This window comes from Pseudomonas khavaziana (genome assembly GCF_036704165.1).
GTDB lineage: Bacteria > Pseudomonadota > Gammaproteobacteria > Pseudomonadales > Pseudomonadaceae > Aquipseudomonas > Aquipseudomonas khavaziana.
The window spans coordinates 3,031,268-3,050,382 of sequence record NZ_CP129946.1 but is presented as its reverse complement, the minus strand read 5'-3'; the positions used below and the strand labels follow the sequence as shown (position 1 = coordinate 3,050,382).

General features: G+C 57.0%; 15 protein-coding genes and 1 pseudogene. 12 read left to right on the top strand and 4 right to left on the bottom strand.

From position 1 onward, the window contains the following. Positions 1-393 precede the first annotated feature (393 nt). Complete coding sequence (locus tag QYQ93_RS13430; RefSeq protein ID WP_338477173.1) at positions 394-642, top strand: DUF6124 family protein; 249 nt, start codon at positions 394-396, stop codon at positions 640-642. A gap of 268 nt (positions 643-910) precedes the next feature. Here the strand turns inward: QYQ93_RS13430 and QYQ93_RS13425 are convergent, their stop codons facing one another. Further along, positions 911-1,393, bottom strand: a complete 483-nt coding sequence (locus QYQ93_RS13425; RefSeq protein WP_338477172.1) for a DUF6392 family protein — start codon at positions 1,391-1,393, stop codon at positions 911-913. 1 nt (position 1,394) lies between these two features. Further along, a complete protein-coding gene (locus QYQ93_RS13420) occupies positions 1,395-2,858 on the bottom strand; it encodes an S-type pyocin domain-containing protein (protein ID WP_338477171.1) in 1,464 nt (487 codons plus the stop codon). A gap of 523 nt (positions 2,859-3,381) precedes the next feature. Between QYQ93_RS13420 and QYQ93_RS13415 the strand changes: the two genes are divergently transcribed. From QYQ93_RS13415 to QYQ93_RS13405, 3 genes and pseudogenes are all read left to right on the top strand, one after another. Continuing rightward, on the top strand, positions 3,382-3,630 hold the full coding sequence (locus QYQ93_RS13415; protein ID WP_338477170.1) for a DUF6124 family protein: 249 nt from the start codon (positions 3,382-3,384) through the stop codon (positions 3,628-3,630). A gap of 42 nt (positions 3,631-3,672) precedes the next feature. Next, positions 3,673-3,870 (top strand): annotated as a pseudogene (locus QYQ93_RS13410) (helix-turn-helix domain-containing protein); the annotation flags it as partial. Positions 3,871-4,038: 168 nt separating this feature from the next. Beyond that, positions 4,039-9,438 (top strand): hypothetical protein, encoded by a 5,400-nt coding sequence (locus QYQ93_RS13405; RefSeq protein ID WP_338477169.1) that lies wholly within the window; start codon positions 4,039-4,041, stop codon positions 9,436-9,438. A 21-nt stretch (positions 9,439-9,459) separates the two neighbouring features. Here the strand turns inward: QYQ93_RS13405 and QYQ93_RS28580 are convergent, their stop codons facing one another. Next, a complete protein-coding gene (locus QYQ93_RS28580; protein ID WP_422394047.1) occupies positions 9,460-9,831 on the bottom strand; it encodes a DUF6392 family protein in 372 nt (123 codons plus the stop codon). Between QYQ93_RS28580 and QYQ93_RS13400 the strand changes: the two genes are divergently transcribed. The 8 genes from QYQ93_RS13400 to QYQ93_RS13365 all read left to right on the top strand — a co-directional run bounded on the left by QYQ93_RS13400 (position 9,820) and on the right by QYQ93_RS13365 (position 18,691). Next, the gene (locus tag QYQ93_RS13400; RefSeq protein ID WP_338477255.1) at positions 9,820-9,999 is read left to right on the top strand and encodes a DUF6124 family protein; all 180 of its coding nucleotides are present in this window, start codon (positions 9,820-9,822) and stop codon (positions 9,997-9,999) included. The genes QYQ93_RS28580 and QYQ93_RS13400 overlap by 12 nt on opposite strands. Before the next feature lie 275 nt (positions 10,000-10,274). Then, complete coding sequence (locus QYQ93_RS13395) at positions 10,275-11,597, top strand: ABC transporter substrate-binding protein (RefSeq protein WP_043051068.1); 1,323 nt, start codon at positions 10,275-10,277, stop codon at positions 11,595-11,597. Positions 11,598-11,750: 153 nt separating this feature from the next. After that, positions 11,751-12,641, top strand: coding sequence for a carbohydrate ABC transporter permease (locus QYQ93_RS13390; RefSeq protein ID WP_043051067.1), 891 nt, complete (start codon positions 11,751-11,753; stop codon positions 12,639-12,641). 10 nt (positions 12,642-12,651) lie between these two features. Next, on the top strand, positions 12,652-13,482 hold the full coding sequence (locus QYQ93_RS13385) for a carbohydrate ABC transporter permease (protein WP_005788583.1): 831 nt from the start codon (positions 12,652-12,654) through the stop codon (positions 13,480-13,482). 36 nt (positions 13,483-13,518) lie between these two features. After that, positions 13,519-14,622: an ABC transporter ATP-binding protein gene (locus tag QYQ93_RS13380; RefSeq protein ID WP_043051066.1), complete on the top strand. Its 1,104-nt coding sequence runs from the start codon at positions 13,519-13,521 to the stop codon at positions 14,620-14,622. A 16-nt stretch (positions 14,623-14,638) separates the two neighbouring features. Beyond that, the gene (locus QYQ93_RS13375) at positions 14,639-16,120 is read left to right on the top strand and encodes a mannitol dehydrogenase family protein (RefSeq protein WP_338477168.1); all 1,482 of its coding nucleotides are present in this window, start codon (positions 14,639-14,641) and stop codon (positions 16,118-16,120) included. Positions 16,121-16,258: 138 nt separating this feature from the next. After that, positions 16,259-17,740 (top strand): xylulokinase, encoded by a 1,482-nt coding sequence (xylB, locus tag QYQ93_RS13370; RefSeq protein WP_338477167.1) that lies wholly within the window; start codon positions 16,259-16,261, stop codon positions 17,738-17,740. Positions 17,741-17,752: 12 nt separating this feature from the next. Further along, on the top strand, positions 17,753-18,691 hold the full coding sequence (locus QYQ93_RS13365; RefSeq protein ID WP_338477166.1) for a carbohydrate kinase: 939 nt from the start codon (positions 17,753-17,755) through the stop codon (positions 18,689-18,691). A gap of 61 nt (positions 18,692-18,752) precedes the next feature. Here QYQ93_RS13365 and QYQ93_RS13360 read toward each other — a convergent pair whose 3' ends face one another. After that, positions 18,753-19,028 carry a DUF1652 domain-containing protein gene (locus QYQ93_RS13360; RefSeq protein ID WP_043051062.1) on the bottom strand — a complete coding sequence of 92 codons (276 nt, stop codon included), beginning with the start codon at positions 19,026-19,028 and terminating at the stop codon, positions 18,753-18,755. Between the last annotated feature and the right edge of the window lie 87 nt (positions 19,029-19,115).

The window sequence follows — 19,115 nt, the reverse complement described above, 5'->3', positions numbered from 1 at the left end:
CAGAGGGATGGCGCCGAAATGCGCAAGGAAGATGGTGCTGACGGGTACAAAGCCAAACAACTGTCCGTTCGGCTAGGTATTGGGAAATGCAGAAACGTCTGACAAGGATTTGAGGTTGTCCCTAGGACACTCAATCTCTAGTCTCCGTACACCGCTGCACACTCAGCGGTCGGGCGTCGCGGCCCGTATTTCTCCAGACGCAAAAGCGTCATCGTGTCCTTTCAGTTGGCGCTTTTTTGTCGTCTACTGTGCGGCGCTATGGCGGCTGTGCGCGGGATACCTTCGGGTATGCCGATGTTTCGGAGAGTCGGTCCGCGAACCTGCGTACAGCTGCCACCCCCATCGCGTCGCGGCGATCAATGGCAGCTCCTTTAATATCTCCGGAGTTTCACCATGATCAAAACCACCCCAAATCCCCCAATCGATCCAGCACCCAGCGTGCTATTCACCGTGAAAGACGGCATCTGCACTCAAGACCTTCTGGTCAACCTCAGCGAATCCCTCGCCTCTGCCCACGCCCTCACCTGCGATTTCGCCTTTGAGCTCGACGGCTCGCGGCGCGAAGGCGCGCTGGGTATTGCCCAGTTGATCGAGGTGTCTCGGTTGTTGGCTGAACGTGTACTGACTGATATCGAGCATTAAACCCAGCACTGATCGTTCCCACGCTCCGCGTGGGAATGCATACCTTGACGCTCTGCGTCCCCTGGTGACGCGTAGCGTCACGGGCGGCGTTACCACGCGGAGCGTGGGAACGATCATCTCCTGATATGCGGCCATCTCCAAAGGCGAAACGAGTAAAGGATTCGCTCATGAGCTATTCCTCGCCACAAGTTTAATTGCCATTTGTTTTGCACGCTTGGTGTCTCGGTCTTGGCTCCAAGCGTGTTTGGCAGTAGGGTTTTATAAGGGTTCAATCGCGGCCCATATCAACCAAAGTGAACACTAAACCACATACGGATTTATCGGGTAAATACTGCATGGCAACCCTCGCGTTTGGGTGAATTTCCAAACTGAGGCGATAGGAGTCCCATCCACCTGTAGCTCCAATCGGTAACGGTAATTTCACTGGCCCTTTGGACTCGTGTGGCCTTCCAAGTGTTTTTCGGATGTTCTCTTGGTTCATTGGCCGTGCGAGGGGTACAGGCAGCTCACCTGCATACTTGGACTCGCCCTGTGCCAGTGAAATCAGGCAAAAAACGATTCGCTCCAATCTCATGGTTTCAGCCCAAAACCAAAGCTCAACGCCTGGCTCTGGTTTATGAATGAAATGGGAATTTTGACTGTTTTCAAATAGTGATTTTATCGACCCGGCAGAAAGTAAACCTTCAGCAACAAAATCATCGTAGGTGCGCCCCAAGCCTTTTACCAACCGATCAATTTTTACTGTTTCCATCCTAGTACCACCCCTGGCTTTCGTTGACTTTATGCATGTGGGTGCGTGCCATCTCGAGATCAGACTCAGCGAAGCCGTGATCTAGAAGGTATGGCTTGATAGCATCGAAATTGCTGTCTGCCGCCTGACGCAGATCGTCAGCATCTAACGTCTGTTTTTTATCCGTGTTTCGCCAACCGTAAGTCTCACTAAACTTTTGGTGGATGTAGGATGGAATCGCAATGCTCGCAGCATTATTTAACGCTTCCTTGAGCTGCTTCTCTGTAAAACTTATCGCATAGCGTTCGAGATGACGTCTTATCGCTGCCTGCGAGGGTATGTGGTCCACGTGCAACCCGTTGCGCAGTCGTCCACTGAACGCACCATAAGTATCAACTTCCAATGGCCTGACTACCGGCTTGGCAAACACCAGATACAGCGGCGGCACACCCGAATCAGCCGGAAACGAAATGATCGTATCCTGCCAGGTGATGTTCTCTGCATCGCGTCCTGGATAGTGGCTGATTGCTGAGTCTTGCCCCACTGCAATCGGATGAACAAACACGTTATCCAGACGTTCCGGTGTGCCGGGATACGGGCTCGGCACACTGACCACCGGTCCATGATTCGGCGTCCAAGTGATGCTGATGCCATCCAGCACCGCCACCATCGCGCTTTTGTCCGCATTCCATCTGGCTTGCACAACGGGTACACGGTCAGCGCCACTTCCAGGCTGGGTATGTATGCCGTAAACACGCAGTTCCCCTGACTCATCCTGGCGAAACTGGAAACGCACCCGTGTATTGGCCGAACGCATCCCCTCCAACTGCTCCGGGGTGTACAGCGTTGAATCACCGATATCCCGAGGCCAGAATGCCAGCAGCACGAGGTTGAGCGCGGAACTGGCTCCGGCCAACCCTCGTATGGCCCAGGCACCGAGGTCGCTGCCGAGTGTGCCTGCGACCCTGCCGACAGCGCCGTTCGTACCGGTCGAGGCCATGACGGCCGTGGTGCCGAAGTTCCTGGCGTTTTCCGGGCCGGTTCCCGCCGCGGTAGAACCGGCCGGCACCGAAACGCATGATTTGGCGAAAACGCATGCATCAACGGCACGATTCGGCGCAACGGGCGCGGAAAAGCTGGGAGGGGGCGAGACGGATGCGGTCGGTCCCATTCCAGCGGCGGTGAACCGTTGAGGCTGGGGGCCGAACTGCTGAGATTTGAAGCTCTGATTGGCAATCAACTCCGGCGGCGGATCGCATTTGCAGATACACAGATCCCCCTCAAGCGCCGCCTGCTTGCCGTCCCACTCTTCGTGCAGATGAGGGCCGGTGAGCGCGATGAAGCCTTCAGTGCCGCAGGCTGGACAAGCGACCCGGTCGCCCTCCCTTGAGATCAATTCGCCGTTGAAGCTGGTGCGCTCACAACCGCTGATCACTTTGCCACCCGCCGTGGTGGTTGAACCCGTGGTGATGTTGTAGCGCCTCACACCTGGCTCTCCACGCAGTCGTCATTGCGGGCGTTGATCGGTCCGATTGGCTGCTGGGTTCGAAAATCAATGTTCTTCACGTTGCGTCCTTTTTAGCGCGCGGGGGTGCTCAAACGCGGTCTTGGCGTTGAGTTATGCAGAGGGATGGCGCCGAAATGGCGCAAGGAAGATGGTGCTGACGGGTACAAAGCCAAACAACTGTCCGTTCGGCTAGGTATTGGGAAATGCAGAAACGTCTGACAAGGATTTGAGGTTGTCCCTAGGACACTCAATCTCTAGTCTCCGTACACCGCTGCACAAGCAGCGGTTGGGCGTCGCGGCCCGGTATAATCAGGCGCAAAGTGCCATTTCCGCTTTCAGTTGACGCCTTTTTATCGTCTACTGTGCGGCCTTATGGTGGCTGTGCGCGGGATACCTTCGGGTATGCCGGTTTCCTGATTCCGGTCCGCGAACCTGCGTACAGCTACCACCCGATCGCGTCGCGGCGATCAGTGGTAGCTCCACTTAAATCAGGAGTTTCACCATGATCAAAACCACCCCAAATCCCCCAATCGATCCAGCACCCAGCGTGCTATTCACCGTGAAAGACGGCATCTGCACTCAAGACCTTCTGGTCAACCTCAGCGAATCCCTCGCCTCTGCCCACGCCCTCACCTGCGATTTCGCCTTTGAGCTCGACGGCTCGCGGCGCGAAGGCGCGCTGGGTATTGCCCAGTTGATCGAGGTGTCTAGGTTGTTGGCTGAGCGTGTACTGACTGATCTCGAGCGTTAAACCCAGCAGTGATCGTTCCCACGCGAAGCGTGGGAACGATCATTCGTCAATCGGCTGCGGATCAGCAAGTCCTGCGAATTGCTGGCTGATGGCGATAGGGCTGTGACGGACGTGTGCTTTGAATCGGGGTTTAACAATATCTCCAACTTCAACCGGCGCTTTCAACAGCTTAAAGGCATGACGCCTTCACACTACCGGCGCATGGCGGTGCAGCTGCTTACTGAACAGAACCTGGCTTGAAGCGAACTGCAGTGACATACCTCGAAAAATAATGCTGCTGAAACAGCTGGTTGCAACCCATCGATTGAGGAACTTCATCGGCCCTTCTGTCACTCAGCGAAGGCATCACCGCCACTTTTCATGCGTCGCGGGATGTTTTTTCTGACATACAGCTAAAAAGGTAGCTTGATGATCAAGTTTCAGCCATCCCACTTTCACACCGCACTCCCGCGATTCGCAGACCCAAATGCGCTAAAGTCGCAGAAAAACAGCCCCGCGCCGACTTCAGAAACCGTCGACAGCCCGCCCCCCAGCAAACAGAACGTTCCCCCTATCTTGTCGCGCTCACGGCGAGATTTGCAAAACCCGGCACGTACACCTGATCCACGCGTCGAGTCGATCCGCAAGTTCGCCGAGGCTCTGGTTGAGCGAGATGACCGCGAGCTGGCCAAGAGTGTTGCCAACAGCTTGATCCGTCAGCGGCTTGCTAGCGAAACCCGGAGCCCCAGAGATGAGCAAGAAAAAGTCGTCATCCCGCCACATTCTACCTTCGGCAAGCTCTGGTCTGAGCTAGCCGATGCGCTGGAATCGGAACCTTTCAAATCGTTTGCCGAAGCCAAGTTGCTCGACATTTCAAAACTGATCATTGGCGCCAACGGGGAGCTGACCGAAAAATCAGACGGTGGTTTTACCCATTTCTTCGAGCGCAATGATCCAGAGTGGTCAGCCGCCTCAAGCGCTGTTTTAGCCGCCGCAAAGAAGTTAATGACTTCACGCTATCCTGAAATCTCGTTTTATGGTCGAGATCAGGCATTGGCAAAGAACGTCGCCGAGTTCTATGGTTTGCAACTGGGCAGCATAAAAAGCAACGACACACTATCCGCTGTGGGGCGCCTCTTGCACGAAGGAGGATTCAAGGCGTTAAGCAGCTCCGACCCGTTCGACGCTCCGATCAAACAGCGCCAGCGCGAAGCCCAGCAATGGATCGTCGATCTACCGCCGCACGCCCTGGGCGATTTACTTGATAGGTTCACACCTTTGACGGCGCGAGAAAAGGTTCAAGAAGCCGATAAGGAGCTGGCACAGTTGGTTAGCCAGGGGTTGATGAAACTGGTTCCTGAAGCGAGTGACTACGAGACTTCGGTCACCCTGCCGGACATTCCGGAGTATTCAACCTTCAATCTGGTGCGCAAAAACCTGCTAGCCGCGTTGACCGGCAGCACGTTTACCACCTTTGCCCAAGACAACAACCTCGACCCCACCAGCGTGCGCATCAACCCAGTCAGCGGTGTGCTCACGGGCCAAGTGAATGGCGTAAACACCACATTCTCCTTGAACGATGTGTCCGGTTGGGCCGATGTTTGGGTCGAGATACAGGACGCGGTGCAACTGATGGCCGCCGGTTCTGAGGATGACATTACTTACCCGACCAGGAAGTCTGCGCCCCTGTATGAGGTCATGGCGTTTTACAACGAACCGCTTCCTCACCAAGAGGACACTCAACAACGGGGCTGGGAGCAACGTCAGCTTGTGAACACGCTGGGTCGCATAGATGAGATGAACCAAAACAAAGGTTTCAAGGCGTTGATCGACCCAGCGCCCAGCGATCCCGTTTCCGCCGCAGTGAAGAGGCACCAGCAGGCCATGACGCAGCAACTGGCAGACAGGCCGCTTTCTCCCTCATCACTTGAAACGCTGGCCGCCGCCGTCAAAGCCAACAACATCACGCCAGTAGAACCAGTAGAAACTGAAGAGACCCGCGCCGACGTGTTGGCGAACGCCGAAAGTGAACTGGCAACAACATTGCACCGTGCGATGCTAGAGTTGAAAACAGCCCCGAGCCAGGCCACATCAAAAACCATCCAACCGATCCCGACCAACAGCCTGTTTGGCCAGTGGTGGGATTACTTGGGCAAAGCGCTCAAGGGTCATGGTTTCATCGAATGGGCCAGCCAACAGAATATCGACCTGACCTCCCTGCGATACGACCCAACAGACAAAGCATTGATCGCTAAGGTCAATGGCGTTGAGCAACGCTTTACCGCCACCGACTTCGGGCAACAATACCCCGAGCATTTTGACGTGCTCACGCCTGTATTGGCGGCCGCTCAAGCATTTGCTGTCCACGGGCAGCCGATCACACTCCCTCACGCGAGTAACAGCAGCGTGCCCTACCAATGGGTGGCCAATTTTTATGGCGTCAATGGCGACCCCAGCAGCTCGGAATTCGAACAACAGATTGCGCTGATGGGAAGCACTCGACAGTTCCCTGAATACCCCGGTAACCCACAAAAAGTCGTGAACTGGCTGAACCGGCAAAAAACCGCACTGGGCGATAGCAACGACCGCTATGCATTAATCGCTCAATTGAAAAAAGACGATGTGGATAACGACGATACCCGCTTCGTTGTCGACCCGGACTCAACTCACCAGCCTAAAGGCATGACGACATTGCGGCAGTTTCTGATAGACCAGAACTGGTACACCGTAAATACGACCGCTGAAAGAGCAAATTTACTGAAGGCGTTACAGACCCCGATCCCACGATCTCCCGCCTTGGGTAATTATTGGGGATTCCTCTCCACAGATATCCCATTGAGTGCAGATCAGCGCAGCCAGGTCACCGAGCTTGTCAAGAAATCCATTGGCAGTGAACCGAGCCTCCTCAGCTACCTGAATACCGGCGTCACCAACTTGAGCACCGACCCGGCTCAAGCACTGGAACAACTGCTCTCCAGCGACAAGGCGCTTGAATTCGCGACGAACCTACAAACCGAAATGAAGGGGTCGCCAACTTCTACCAGCTTGAAGCAATGGCTATTGACCGCACTTGTGCTAGAGCTCGACCCCACCGCTGGCATCCAACACAAAACCGTCGCGGGTGTTGATTTAATGGGAATTGATAATTCGGGGCGCACGGCCTCTTATGTTATTGAAAAGTTCAATCACCACCTGCTTACTGAGAAAAAAATCCCCGCTGAACTTGTGCCGGCTGTGTCGCGCTTGTTAATACTGGGTACAGCGCCACAACTGCTGCTGGCTGGGATACCGAATACAGTGACTGTTGGTTCCAAAGAGATGTACAGAGCAACAGTGGCGACCAATCGGATCAATTGGTCTTCCCCTGCGGCTACTGCAAACATGACTTACCAACAGGTCATGGATCATGACAGCATCCGGCCTCTTTCAGCACTTGAAGCGAGCATTGAAAGCTACTCACAAATGAACCCACTGCTGGATTGGGCCGCGATCAACGACAACCTAAACAAAGACAATTACACGCTGGAACAGTTAAAAAACAGCCAGACGAAGCTTCAGACGCAGATGAAAGACACCGCCGAAGCCAGGAACTGGCTGAAAAGCGTTGAGCCCCCGAACAGAAGAGCGATGACGCTTAAGACCTTAAGAGAGGAATTTGGCACTGATATCGATTATGAAAGTAGATATATGATAGAAAGTTTCGCCGGTGGACTGGTCAGTGGGTACCACTATAGCCTCGCAGAAATCTATGAAGCTGGCAGGTTGGGTGAAAGCTGGATACAGGAAGGCAAGCATGTAGACTTTGAACGCCTGCGCAAAAGAGCAAACGAACCCGACTTCCCCGTCGTCAATGATGAATTCGACAACAGTATCAAGGCCGATTTCAAACAGCGCAGACGCCATACCGTTATCCTATTCGAAGACATGGTGAGAAACCTGCCGGTTGAAGAGCGCAATAGTGTCGTCTACGGCGCCGTAGAGTTCTTGAACGTGGAAAGTTCTTCCGGCAGCGGAATGGTGATGACCTCTGTCTACAAGGGCGTCAGGAGAGATTTCGCTGTGTACCCGGCATCGGGCCAGATCGTAAGGATTGCCGACATTGATCCATCCACACCTATCGGCGAAAAAGTCAGCCTAACCCTCGATGCTGAAGCCTTCAAGAGTGGCGCTGAACCCAAAAAAGACATTAAATCAGAGGTTGTATTAACAATCACTGACCAACACCTGCTCGGTGATAATGATGAGCCTTGGCCGTTGGAGGTTTTACTTCCCGCCCACAACGAAAATGATGAGCTTTCTCCCGACTATGAGCGCAGTCGAATATCGAAGCTTGCCAAAGTGATGGTCGACTCGACCTACCTGAATAAAACACAATTTATCAATCTGCACCGCAATTGGTTCAGCAATACCCTTGAAACCGCCGTGGAGCCGAGTGATTTCTTCAAGGCCATTTGGCATTCCTTGCCAGGCACTAAAACTGTTGAGGACATTTACCACGGTGAATTCTTCAAGGCGGGTATAGATCTCGCCGTTGATGTCGCGATTCTTTTAGCGACCGAGGGCACCGGAAAACTGTGGTCCATGGTTAAAGCCGGCGGATCCTGGGCCGCTACCAAGATCTCCGCCGGCTTCATCGAGCGGTTCGGGGCTAAAGAAGCCGAAAGTATTGAACTCACGGATATGACTGCGCTTAGTACTTCTGAGTCGCTCAATGCGACCGGTCGTATGCAAGGCTCTGGCGGAAAATTTTCGCTGCGGGAGAATATGGCTGACGGTTTCATCGCTGCAGATGCTCAGGAAACGACCAAGGTCAGCGCTATTTTTCAAGATGACGAATGGTACGCCTACAACGCCAGGACTTTGGAGGCTGAGGGGCCTGCATTGGGAGAGTTTGCACCGGTAAGCGACAGAAAAAATCCGCTCTTTAACGTGTTACCCCGAGACGAAGAGGCCGAAAAAGAGCTGATTAAGAACTTTGAAAACAAAGTGACCGCAGCTCGTAAAGAGGCGGGCTATAAGGAAGGCTACGACAAAGTAAACCTTGACAAAATACCGGGCTACACTCCAAACATGGGGCCGGAAAGTATCGCAAAACTTATTTCCGAATCCGAATTCAATGCTGAACAGATAGGCAGTTTGATTCGGCAAAGGGAAAAAATAAAAATGGATGCCTTTCAAAGGATGTCCGAAGGCTTCATGCTCGAAATGAAAGCAGCGGGAGGCACCGTTCGCGCAATGCCACAGACATTTTATCTTTCTCTAACGCGCCTTTCCTCGCCTGGCGAGTGTGCCGGGCTTTCCACAGCAATGGCGATGGCCATAATGGATGGCTCGGAAAATACGTTGTTTGATAACCTGATCACTGCCGCAGCAAGGCCGGCTCTTCCCGCTAACGCCGCATTCCTTGAGAATCTTTCGAAACTTGAAGAGACGATGATGTTTGCAAAAGAACTTCACGGAGGGGCCGGATCTCTTGTCCCCTATGACAACATCATCAAGAAGATGAGCGGGGCAACGGAGACAACCACTTGGATCATCAGTGCGCAGGATCATGCAATGGTCGTGGGTGTGAGGGTTGACCCCACAAATATCAGCAAAAAGATCTGGTACTGTTACGAACCCAACTACGGACTTGCTAAGTTCGAATCTGAAAGAGCAATGAAAAGAGGGATGCCGAAGCTCCTGAAGAACGGCGAAATTGGTAGCAGTCAAATCCACTTTGGTACCGGCTCAAAACCGATCTATGGAATGTCTACCTTCAATCCCAACAATCTTGTCAAGAATAATTGGCCAATAGAAAGCGTTAAAAAAATGTCCCAACCATTATAAGTTGACAAACCCAGCTACGGATCAGGGCGTAGCGCTTGTGCAGCGCCCTTTTTTCTCCAACCCTGCATGATTTGATCGTTCCCACGCGTTGCGCCCGGGAAAGTTATTATTTAGTCGACTTTCGTTTTTAGAGCACGTTAAGTTATGGCGTGTATTATTCAGATAGAAGCGCAGGCTGCACACCATATCGTCATTACGATATTGAAATCCGAGATAAACACTTGGATAACCAAAATCATCCATGCGATAGATGTCGCTACCACCGTACCCCCGATATCTTAAAATTTTAATCGACTCCTTCGACTCATAAGGTTCTCCAAACAATTTATGGACGTTGATTCGATCCATTTTAGTCATAAGCGGCGGAGGTAATAAGACGGTATCTGCACTCAAGACCTACTGGTCAACCTCAGCGAATCACTCGCCTCCGCCCACGCCCTCACCTGTGATTTCGCCTTTGATCTCGACGGCTCGCGACGAGAAGGCGCGCTGGGTATTGCCCAGTTGATCGAGGTGTCGCGGTTGTTGGCTGAGCGAGCACTGGCTGATATCGAGCGTTAAACCCAGCACTGATCGTTCCCACGCTCAGCGTGGGCATGCATACCGTGACGCTCTGCGTCACCCGGGACGCAGAGCGTCCCGGGCAGCATTACCACGCGGAGCGTGGGAACGATCATACCGAGTGCAAAAAAGTATCAGTCCCAGTGTTCCCAAGGATTTGTCACAGGCGCATTTGAAGGCTGTAATCAACGCACACTCTTCCTGGCTCCCTGTAGGAAGACACAACAACAATAACTGTCCTTCCGTAGCCTCTGGGCGCGGAAATGGAGTGCGCGATGAAGTTCACAGCAAAAGTACTGCTTGCCTCGACCTGCATGACAGCATGCATGACCCTCAGCGCCGTCAGCTTTGGCGCGCAAACCCTGACCATTGCCACCGTCAATAACAGCGACATGATCCGCATGCAAAAGCTGTCGAAAACCTTCGAGGCCGAGCATCCGGAGATCAAGTTGAACTGGGTGGTGCTTGAGGAAAACGTACTGCGCCAACGCCTGACCACCGACATTGCCACCCAGGGCGGGCAGTTCGATGTGTTGACCATCGGCATGTACGAAGCCGCACTCTGGGGTGCCAAGGGTTGGCTGGAGCCGATGAAGGATTTGCCGGCTTCCTACGACCTCGACGATGTGTTCCCTTCGGTGCGTGACGGTTTGTCGGTCAAGGGCTCGCTGTACGCCCTGCCGTTCTATGCCGAAAGCTCGATCACCTATTACCGCACCGACCTGTTCAAAGACGCCGGGCTGAACATGCCCGAACACCCGACTTGGACCCAAATCGGCGAATACGCGGCCAAACTCACCGACAAATCCAAAGAGCAATACGGCCTGTGCCTGCGTGGCAAAGCCGGTTGGGGTGAGAACATGGCGCTGATCACCACCCTGGCCAACGGCTACGGGGCGCGCTGGTTCGATGAGAAATGGCAGCCGCAATTCAACGGCCCCGAATGGAAGGATGCGCTGAACTTCTACGTCGACAACATGAAGAAATCCGGCCCGCCGGGTGCCTCCAGCAACGGCTTCAACGAAAACCTGGCGCTGTTCAACAGTGGCAAGTGCGCGATCTGGGTGGACGCCAGCGTGGCGGGCTCGTTTGTTACCGACAAGAGCCAGAGCAAGGTCTCCGAGCATGTCGGCTTCACCTTCGCGCCCCACGAGAAGACCGACAAGGGCACGTCGTGGTTGTACTCCTGGTCCCTGGCGATCCCGACCAGTTCCAAGGCCAAGGATGCCGCCAAGGTATTCACCACCTGGGCCACGTCCAAGGAATACAGCCAGCTTGTGGCCAAGACCGACGGCATTGCCAATGTGCCGCCAGGTACGCGCAAATCCACCTATAGCGATGAGTACATGCAGGCGGCGCCGTTTGCCAAGGTGACCCTGGAATCGCTGAAAGTGGCAGACCCGACCAAGCCGACCGAGAAGCCGGTGCCGTATATCGGGATCCAGCTGGTGACCATTCCTGAGTTCCAGGCGATTGGTACTCAGGTGGGCAAGTTCTTCTCCGGTGCATTGACCGGTCAGCAGACCGTCGATGCTGCATTGACCGCAGCGCAGACCACCACCGAGCGTGAAATGAAGCGGGCTGGTTACCCCAAGTAACCCCGGCCTTCACCACAGTCAAATGTGGGAGGGGGCTTGCTCCCGATAGCAATCTACCAGTTGATGATTGTGTGACTGATACACCGCTATCGGGAGCAAGCCCCCTCCCACACTGACCGCGCTCCGATTCGTATCTGACTGGTCTTGATTCTAATGAATACACCCGCCAAAAACCGCCTGGCCAACCCCGGCTGGTTCCTTGTCAGCCCCTCGGTGGCCTTGTTGCTGCTGTGGATGATTGTGCCCCTGGGCATGACCCTGTACTTCTCGCTGATCCGCTACAACCTGCTTTACCCCGGCGAAAACCAATTCGTGGGGCTGGAGAACTTTACCTACTTCATCACCGATTCGGGCTTCCTGCCCGGCGCCACCAATACGTTGCTGCTGGTGGGCAGTGTGTTGCTGATCAGCGTGGTGTTCGGCGTGTTGATCAGTGCCCTGCTGGAGGCCAGTGAGTTCCTCGGGCGCGGCATCGTCCGGGTGCTGCTGATTTCGCCGTTCTTCATCATGCCCACCGTCGGGGCGCTGATCTGGAAGAACCTGATTTTCCACCCGGTGTCGGGGATTCTCGCTGCGGTGTGGAAGTTCTTCGGGGCCGAGCCGGTGGACTGGCTGGCGCATTACCCGCTGCTGTCGATCATCATCATTGTGTCGTGGCAATGGCTGCCCTTCGCGATCCTGCTGCTGATGACCGCGATGCAGTCCCTGGACCAGGAACAGAAGGAAGCCGCACGCCTGGACGGTGCCGGCGCCATTGCGATCTTCTGGCACCTCACCCTGCCCCACCTGGCGCGCCCGATTGCGGTGGTGGTGATGATCGAAACAATCTTCCTGCTCTCGGTGTTCGCGGAGATCTTCACCACCACCAACGGTGGCCCGGGTTACGCCTCGACCAACCTCGCCTACCTGATCTACAACCAGGCGCTGGTGCAGTTCGACGTGGGCATGGCCTCGGCCGGCGGCTTGATTGCCGTGGTCATCGCCAATATCGCGGCGATCATCCTGGTGCGGATGATCGGCAAAAACCTGACTGACAAGCCTTGAGGGCCGCGCCATGACGCTTCAACAATCCCGCCGCCTGCAAAGCCTGCTGCTCGGCACATTGGCCTGGGCCATCGCGATCCTGATTTTCTTCCCGATCTTCTGGATGGTACTGACCAGCTTCAAGACTGAAATCGACGCGTTCGCCACCCCGCCGCAGTTCATCTTCACGCCGACGCTGGAGAACTACCTGCACATCAACGAACGCAGCAACTACTTCGCCTACGCCTGGAACTCGGTGGTGATTTCCTTCAGCGCCACTGCCCTGTGCCTGCTGATCTCGGTGCCGGCCGCCTACTCCATGGCGTTCTATGAAACCCAGCGCACCAAGGGCACGCTGCTGTGGATGCTGTCGACCAAGATGCTGCCACCGGTGGGCGTGCTGATGCCGATCTACCTGCTGGCCAAGAGCTTTGGCCTGCTGGATACGCGCATCGCGCTGATCATCATCTACACCCTGATCAACCTGCCGATTGTGGTGTGGATGGTGTACACCTACTTCAAGGACATCCCCAAGGACATCCTCGAAGCCGCACGCCTGGATGGCGCCACCCTGTGGCAGGAAATGGTCCGCGTGCTGCTGCCGATTGCCAAGGGTGGCCTGGCCTCCACGGTACTGCTGTCGTTGATCCTGTGCTGGAACGAGGCGTTCTGGTCGCTGAACCTGACCTCGTCGAGCGCCGCGCCGCTGACCGCACTGATCGCCTCCTACTCAAGTCCCGAAGGTTTGTTCTGGGCCAAGTTGTCCGCCGTCTCGACCCTGGCCTGCGCGCCGATCCTGATCTTTGGCTGGATCAGCCAGAAACAGCTGGTGCGCGGTTTGTCCTTCGGCGCCGTCAAATAACGGCTTCTTATAAAAATTGCGAAAAGGAGGCCCATCATGGCCAACCTGAAAATCAAGAATCTGCAAAAAGGTTTCGAAGGCTTTTCCATCATCAAGGGCATTGACCTTGAAGTGAACGACAAAGAGTTCGTGGTGTTCGTCGGCCCGTCGGGTTGCGGTAAATCCACCTTGCTGCGCCTGATCGCGGGCCTTGAGGAAGTCAGCGACGGCACCATCGAACTCGATGGCCGCGACATCACCGAAGTGACCCCGGCCAAGCGCGACCTGGCCATGGTGTTCCAGACCTACGCGCTGTACCCGCACATGAGCGTGCGCAAGAACATGTCGTTTGCCCTCGACCTGGCCGGCGTCGACAAGAAGCTGGTAGACAGCAAAGTCAGCGAAGCGGCGCGCATCCTCGAGCTGGGTCCGCTGCTGGAGCGCAAGCCCAAGCAACTATCCGGCGGCCAGCGCCAGCGCGTGGCGATCGGCCGGGCGATAGTGCGCAACCCGAAGATCTTCCTGTTCGACGAGCCGCTGTCCAACCTCGACGCCGCGCTGCGCGTGCAGATGCGCCTGGAACTGGCGCGCCTGCATAAAGAGCTGCAAGCCACCATGATCTACGTGACCCACGACCAGGTTGAAGCCATGACCCTGGCCGACAAGGTGGTGGTGCTCAACAGTGGCCGTATCGAACAGGTCGGCTCGCCGCTGGAGCTGTATCACCAGCCGGCCAACCTGTTTGTGGCCGGGTTTCTCGGCACGCCGAAGATGGGTTTCCTCAAGGGCAAGGTCACCCGCATCGAGAGCCAGGGCTGCGAGGTTCAACTGGACGCCGGCACCCTGATCAGCCTGCCGTTGAGCGGCGCCACCTTGAGCGTCGGCAGTGAGGTGACCCTGGGGATCCGTCCGGAGCACCTGGAAATCGCTGCGCCGGGGCAAACCACCCTGACCGTCACCGCCGACGTCGGCGAGCGCCTGGGCAGCGATACCTTCTGCCACGTCATCACTGCCAATGGCGAGCCGCTGACCATGCGCATTCGCGGCGACATGGCCAGCCAGTACGGTGAGACGCTGCAGCTGCACCTGGACCCGGCGCACTGCCATCTGTTCGACACAAACGGTGTCGCCGTGGCCCGCCCACTGCGCGCTGCCGCCTGATCCCGAGTATTTCCCGATGAAACTGAATAAAGCCAACCTCACGCAGCTGGCGCCGGAAGTGAAAACCCCGGCCTACGCGATTGCCGACACCCGCCAGGGCATTGCCCATATCGGCGTCGGCGGCTTCCACCGTGCGCACCAGGCGTATTACACCGACGCCTTGATGAATACCGGCGAGGGCCTGGACTGGAGCATTTGCGGCGTCGGCCTGCGTGCCGAGGACCGCAGGGCTCGCGACGACCTGGCCGGCCAGGACTACCTGTTCACCCTGTACGAACTGGGCGATACCGACGACACCGAAGTACGTGTGATCGGCGCCATCAGCGACATGCTGCTGGCCGAAGACGGCGCCCAGGCGCTGATCGATAAACTGGCCGACCCGGCGATCCGCATCGTCTCGCTGACCATCACCGAGGGTGGTTACTGCATCGACGACAGCAACGGCGAGTTCATGGCCCACCTGCCGCAGATCCAGCATGACCTGGCGCACCCCAAGGCGCCGAAAACCGTATTCGGCTTCATCTGCGCCGCCCTGACCCAGCGCCGCGCCGCCGGCACGCCGGCGTTCACGGTGATGTCCTGCGATAACCTGCCCCACAACGGCGCCGTCACCCGCAAGGCACTGCTGGCGTTCGCCGCCCTGCATAATGCCGAGCTGCATGACTGGATCAAGGCCAATGTCAGCTTTCCGAATGCCATGGTCGACCGCATCACACCGATGACCAGCACCGCTCACCGCCTGCAATTGCATGACGAACACGGCATCGACGATGCCTGGCCGGTGGTGTGCGAGCCGTTTGTGCAGTGGGTGCTGGAAGACAAGTTCGTCAACGGCCGCCCGGCCTGGGAAAAGGTCGGCGTGCAGTTCACCGATGACGTCACGCCTTACGAAGAGATGAAGATCGGCCTGCTCAACGGCAGCCACCTGGCGCTCACCTACCTGGGGTTTCTCAAGGGTTATCGGTTTGTCCACGAGACCATGAACGACCCGCTGTTCGTAGCGTATATGCGTGCGTATATGGACCTGGACGTCACCCCGAACCTGGCGCCGGTGCCAGGCATCGACCTGACCGCCTACAAGCAGACCCTGGTGGAGCGTTTTTCCAACCAGGCGATTGCCGACCAGTTGGAGCGCGTGTGTTCCGATGGCTCGTCGAAGTTTCCCAAGTTCACCGTGCCGACCATTAACCGTTTGATTGCCGGTGGCCGCGAGACCGAACGCGCCGCACTGGTGGTCGCGGCCTGGGCCTTGTATTTGAAGGGTGTGGATGAGAATGGCGTGAGCTACACGATTCCCGATCCAAGGGCCGAGTTCTGCCAGGGGCTGGTGAGTGATGACGCACTGATCAGCCAGCGGTTGCTGGGCGTGGAGGAGATTTTTGGCACGGCTATTCCCAAGTCCGCTGAGTTTGTGGCAGCGTTTGAGCGGTGCTATGCAAACCTGCGCGACAAAGGCGTCACCCAAACCCTGCGACAACTCCTGAACAAACCGGATTAAAACTGTGGGAGGGGCTTGCTCCCGATGAGGGTGTATCAGTAAATGCATCTGTAACTGACTCACCGCCATCGGGAGCAAGCCCCCTCCCACACTTGACCGGGTTACCAATCCAAAAATAATACTGCTGAGCAAATCCTCATGACCCAGCAAAACCTGTTTCTCGGCATCGACTGCGGCACCCAAGGCACCAAGGCCATCGTCCTCGACGCTTCCAGCGGCAAGGTACTGGGCCTGGGCGCCGCCGCGCATACGCTGATCAGCGGCGCCAATGGCCGCCGTGAGCAGCACACCCAGGAATGGCTGGACGCCTTTACCGAAGCCACCCACCGCGCCCTGCAACAGGCCGGCGTGGATGGCCAGGACATCCTCGGTATCGGCGTATCCGGCCAGCAACATGGCCTGGTGCTGCTGGATGAGCAAGGTGAAGTGCTGCGCCCGGCCAAGCTGTGGTGCGACACCGAAACCACCCCCGAGAATGACCGCCTGCTGCACCACCTGGGCGGGGAAAGTGGCTCCCTGGAGCGCTTGGGCGTGGCGATTGCACCGGGCTACACCGTGTCAAAACTGCTCTGGACCCGCGAGCAGCACCCGGACGTGTTCGCACGCATCGCCCATATCCTGCTGCCCCATGACTACCTCAACTACTGGCTCACCGGCCGCGCCTGCGCCGAGTACGGCGATGCTTCCGGCACCGGCTATTTCGACGTGCGCAGCCGCACATGGGATGTGGCGCTGCTCCAGCACATCGACCCCAGCGGTCGCCTTGAAGCCGCCTTGCCACAGTTGATCGAAGCCGGCCAAGCGGTGGGCACGATCCTGCCGGCCATCGCTGAACGCCTGGGCATCAACCCCAAGGCCGTGGTATCCAGCGGCGGCGGCGACAATATGATGGGCGCCATCGGCACCGGCAATATCGCCCCCGGCGTGATCACCATGAGCCTGGGCTCCTCGGGCACCGTCTATGCCTTTGCCGACCAGCCCAATGTCAGCCCGCAGGCCTCGGTGGCGACTTTTTGTTCATCGAGTGGCGGCTGGCTGCCGCTGATCTGCACCATGAACCTGACCAACGCCACCGGTGTGATGCGCGAGCTGTTCGAATTGGACCTGAATGCCTTTAACGCCCTGGTCGAACAGGCGCCTATCGGTGCCGATGGCGTGAGCATGCTGCCGTTCCTCAATGGCGAACGCGTGCCTGCCCTGCCCCACGCCACCGGCAGCCTGCATGGCCTGACCATGACCAACCTGACCCGCGCCAACCTGTGCCGTGCCGTGGTCGAAGGCACCACGTTCGGCCTGCGTTACGGTCTGGACCTGCTGCGCCACACCGGCCTGCAAAGCCTGCGCATCCGCCTGATCGGCGGCGGCTCGAAAAGCCCGGTGTGGCGGCAGATGGTCGCCGACATCATGCACACCGAAGTGGTCTGTACCGAACAGAGCGAAGCCGCCGCCTTGGGCGCGGCGATCCAGGCGGCCTGGTGCCAATCCGGTGAGTCCCTGACCAGCCTGTGCGAGAAATGCGTGAGCATCGACCCGGCCAGCCGCACCCTGCCAATGTCAGCCAACGTCAGTGCCTATCAACAGGCGTATGAGCGTTATCAACAGCACGTGGCATCCCTTTAAGAGCGAACGACTATGTACCTGGTTTGTGGTGAAGCGCTGTTTGATTTTTTCAGCGAGGAAGATGCCAGTGGGCAGCCGGCCAAGCTCAATTACAAGGCCATTGCCGGTGGCTCGCCGTTCAACGTGGCGGTGGGCCTGCGCCGCCTGGGCATTGAGTCGGGGTTCTTTGCCGGCGTGTCCACCGATTACCTCGGGCGCCGCTTGCTGCAGGTGCTCAAGGACGAAGGCGTCAGCGAACGCTTCCTGGTGGAATTCGACGCGCCGACCACCCTGGCGATGGTGGCCGTGGGTGCCAATGGTTCGCCGCAGTACAGCTTCCGTGGCGAAGGCTGCGCCGACCGCCAACTGCAAACGGCGCATCTGCCAACCTTGGGTGATGAGGTGCGTGGGCTGCATATCGGGTCGTTTTGCCTGGTGGTGCAGCCGGTTGGCGACACTCTGCTGCACCTGGTCAAGCGCGAGAGCGGCAAGCGCCTGATCAGCCTCGACCCGAATGTGCGCCTTAACCCGCAGCCGGATATCCAGCTGTGGCGCGAGCGTGTGGCGCAACTGGTGCAGCATGCTGACCTGATCAAGGTCAGCGACGAAGATTTGCACCTGCTCTACCCCGGCCAGTCACCGGAAAGCGTAGTACAAGGCTGGCTGCAGCATCGTTGCCAATTGGTGTTTCTCACCCGTGGCGGCGACGGCGCTTCGGTATTCAGTCGCCAGCACGGCAACTGGTCTCAGCCGGCGGTCAAGGTGGTGATGGCCGATACGGTGGGTGCCGGCGATACCTTCCAGGCGGCACTGATTGCCTGGCTGACCGAGCAACAGTTGGATTCGCTGGAGGGTCTGCAACAGCTCACGCGCGCGCAAATTGACAGCATGCTGGGTTTTGCGATTCGCGCCGCTGCGCTGACCTGTACCAAGAACGGACCCGACCTGCCGTACCGTCATCAGCTGGGCTGACGCGCATAGCAAGGGGCCTGGCGAATGCCAGGCCCTGGGTCAACTTGAATTCAAAGCTTAATTAAAAATAACCGCGCCCTCCTGCTCGACGCAGGGCGGGGGTGTGGGTCTGGGTATGCTTGAGGTCTTCACGCAAACCGGTGATCAGGTTGCAAATGGCTCGACTGCTGTCGAGTTTGTCAGCGTTTATACCTTTGACTTCCAAGTCCACCCTGTCACGGTCACGGTCGTCATATACCTTGATCGTCAACGAAGCATCCTCGGCTTTGGTGCATTCGCACCGTTTAGGCAGAAAACTTCCTTCAATAATGCTGCGAAGTTCCAGTTCCGAAAGCATGGCCAACCTCTCCTTTTTTGAGACCGCCAATCAGTTTGTTATGGGCTGGCAGGCGCTTGCCTGCCCCGTCTTGCCAACCCTGGCAGA

Excerpts from the sequence above, each read along its gene's own strand:
- QYQ93_RS13430 (WP_338477173.1), top strand. The coding sequence starts at position 394 with ATGATCAAAACCACCCCAAATCCCCCAATCGATCCAGCACCCAGCGTG.
- QYQ93_RS13425 (WP_338477172.1), bottom strand. The coding sequence starts at position 1,393 with ATGGAAACAGTAAAAATTGATCGGTTGGTAAAAGGCTTGGGGCGCACC.
- QYQ93_RS13415 (WP_338477170.1), top strand. The coding sequence starts at position 3,382 with ATGATCAAAACCACCCCAAATCCCCCAATCGATCCAGCACCCAGCGTG.
- QYQ93_RS13405 (WP_338477169.1), top strand. The coding sequence starts at position 4,039 with ATGATCAAGTTTCAGCCATCCCACTTTCACACCGCACTCCCGCGATTC.
- QYQ93_RS13395 (WP_043051068.1), top strand. The coding sequence starts at position 10,275 with ATGAAGTTCACAGCAAAAGTACTGCTTGCCTCGACCTGCATGACAGCA.
- QYQ93_RS13390 (WP_043051067.1), top strand. The coding sequence starts at position 11,751 with ATGAATACACCCGCCAAAAACCGCCTGGCCAACCCCGGCTGGTTCCTT.
- QYQ93_RS13385 (WP_005788583.1), top strand. The coding sequence starts at position 12,652 with ATGACGCTTCAACAATCCCGCCGCCTGCAAAGCCTGCTGCTCGGCACA.
- QYQ93_RS13380 (WP_043051066.1), top strand. The coding sequence starts at position 13,519 with ATGGCCAACCTGAAAATCAAGAATCTGCAAAAAGGTTTCGAAGGCTTT.
- QYQ93_RS13375 (WP_338477168.1), top strand. The coding sequence starts at position 14,639 with ATGAAACTGAATAAAGCCAACCTCACGCAGCTGGCGCCGGAAGTGAAA.
- xylB (WP_338477167.1), top strand. The coding sequence starts at position 16,259 with ATGACCCAGCAAAACCTGTTTCTCGGCATCGACTGCGGCACCCAAGGC.
- QYQ93_RS13365 (WP_338477166.1), top strand. The coding sequence starts at position 17,753 with ATGTACCTGGTTTGTGGTGAAGCGCTGTTTGATTTTTTCAGCGAGGAA.
- QYQ93_RS13360 (WP_043051062.1), bottom strand. The coding sequence starts at position 19,028 with ATGCTTTCGGAACTGGAACTTCGCAGCATTATTGAAGGAAGTTTTCTG.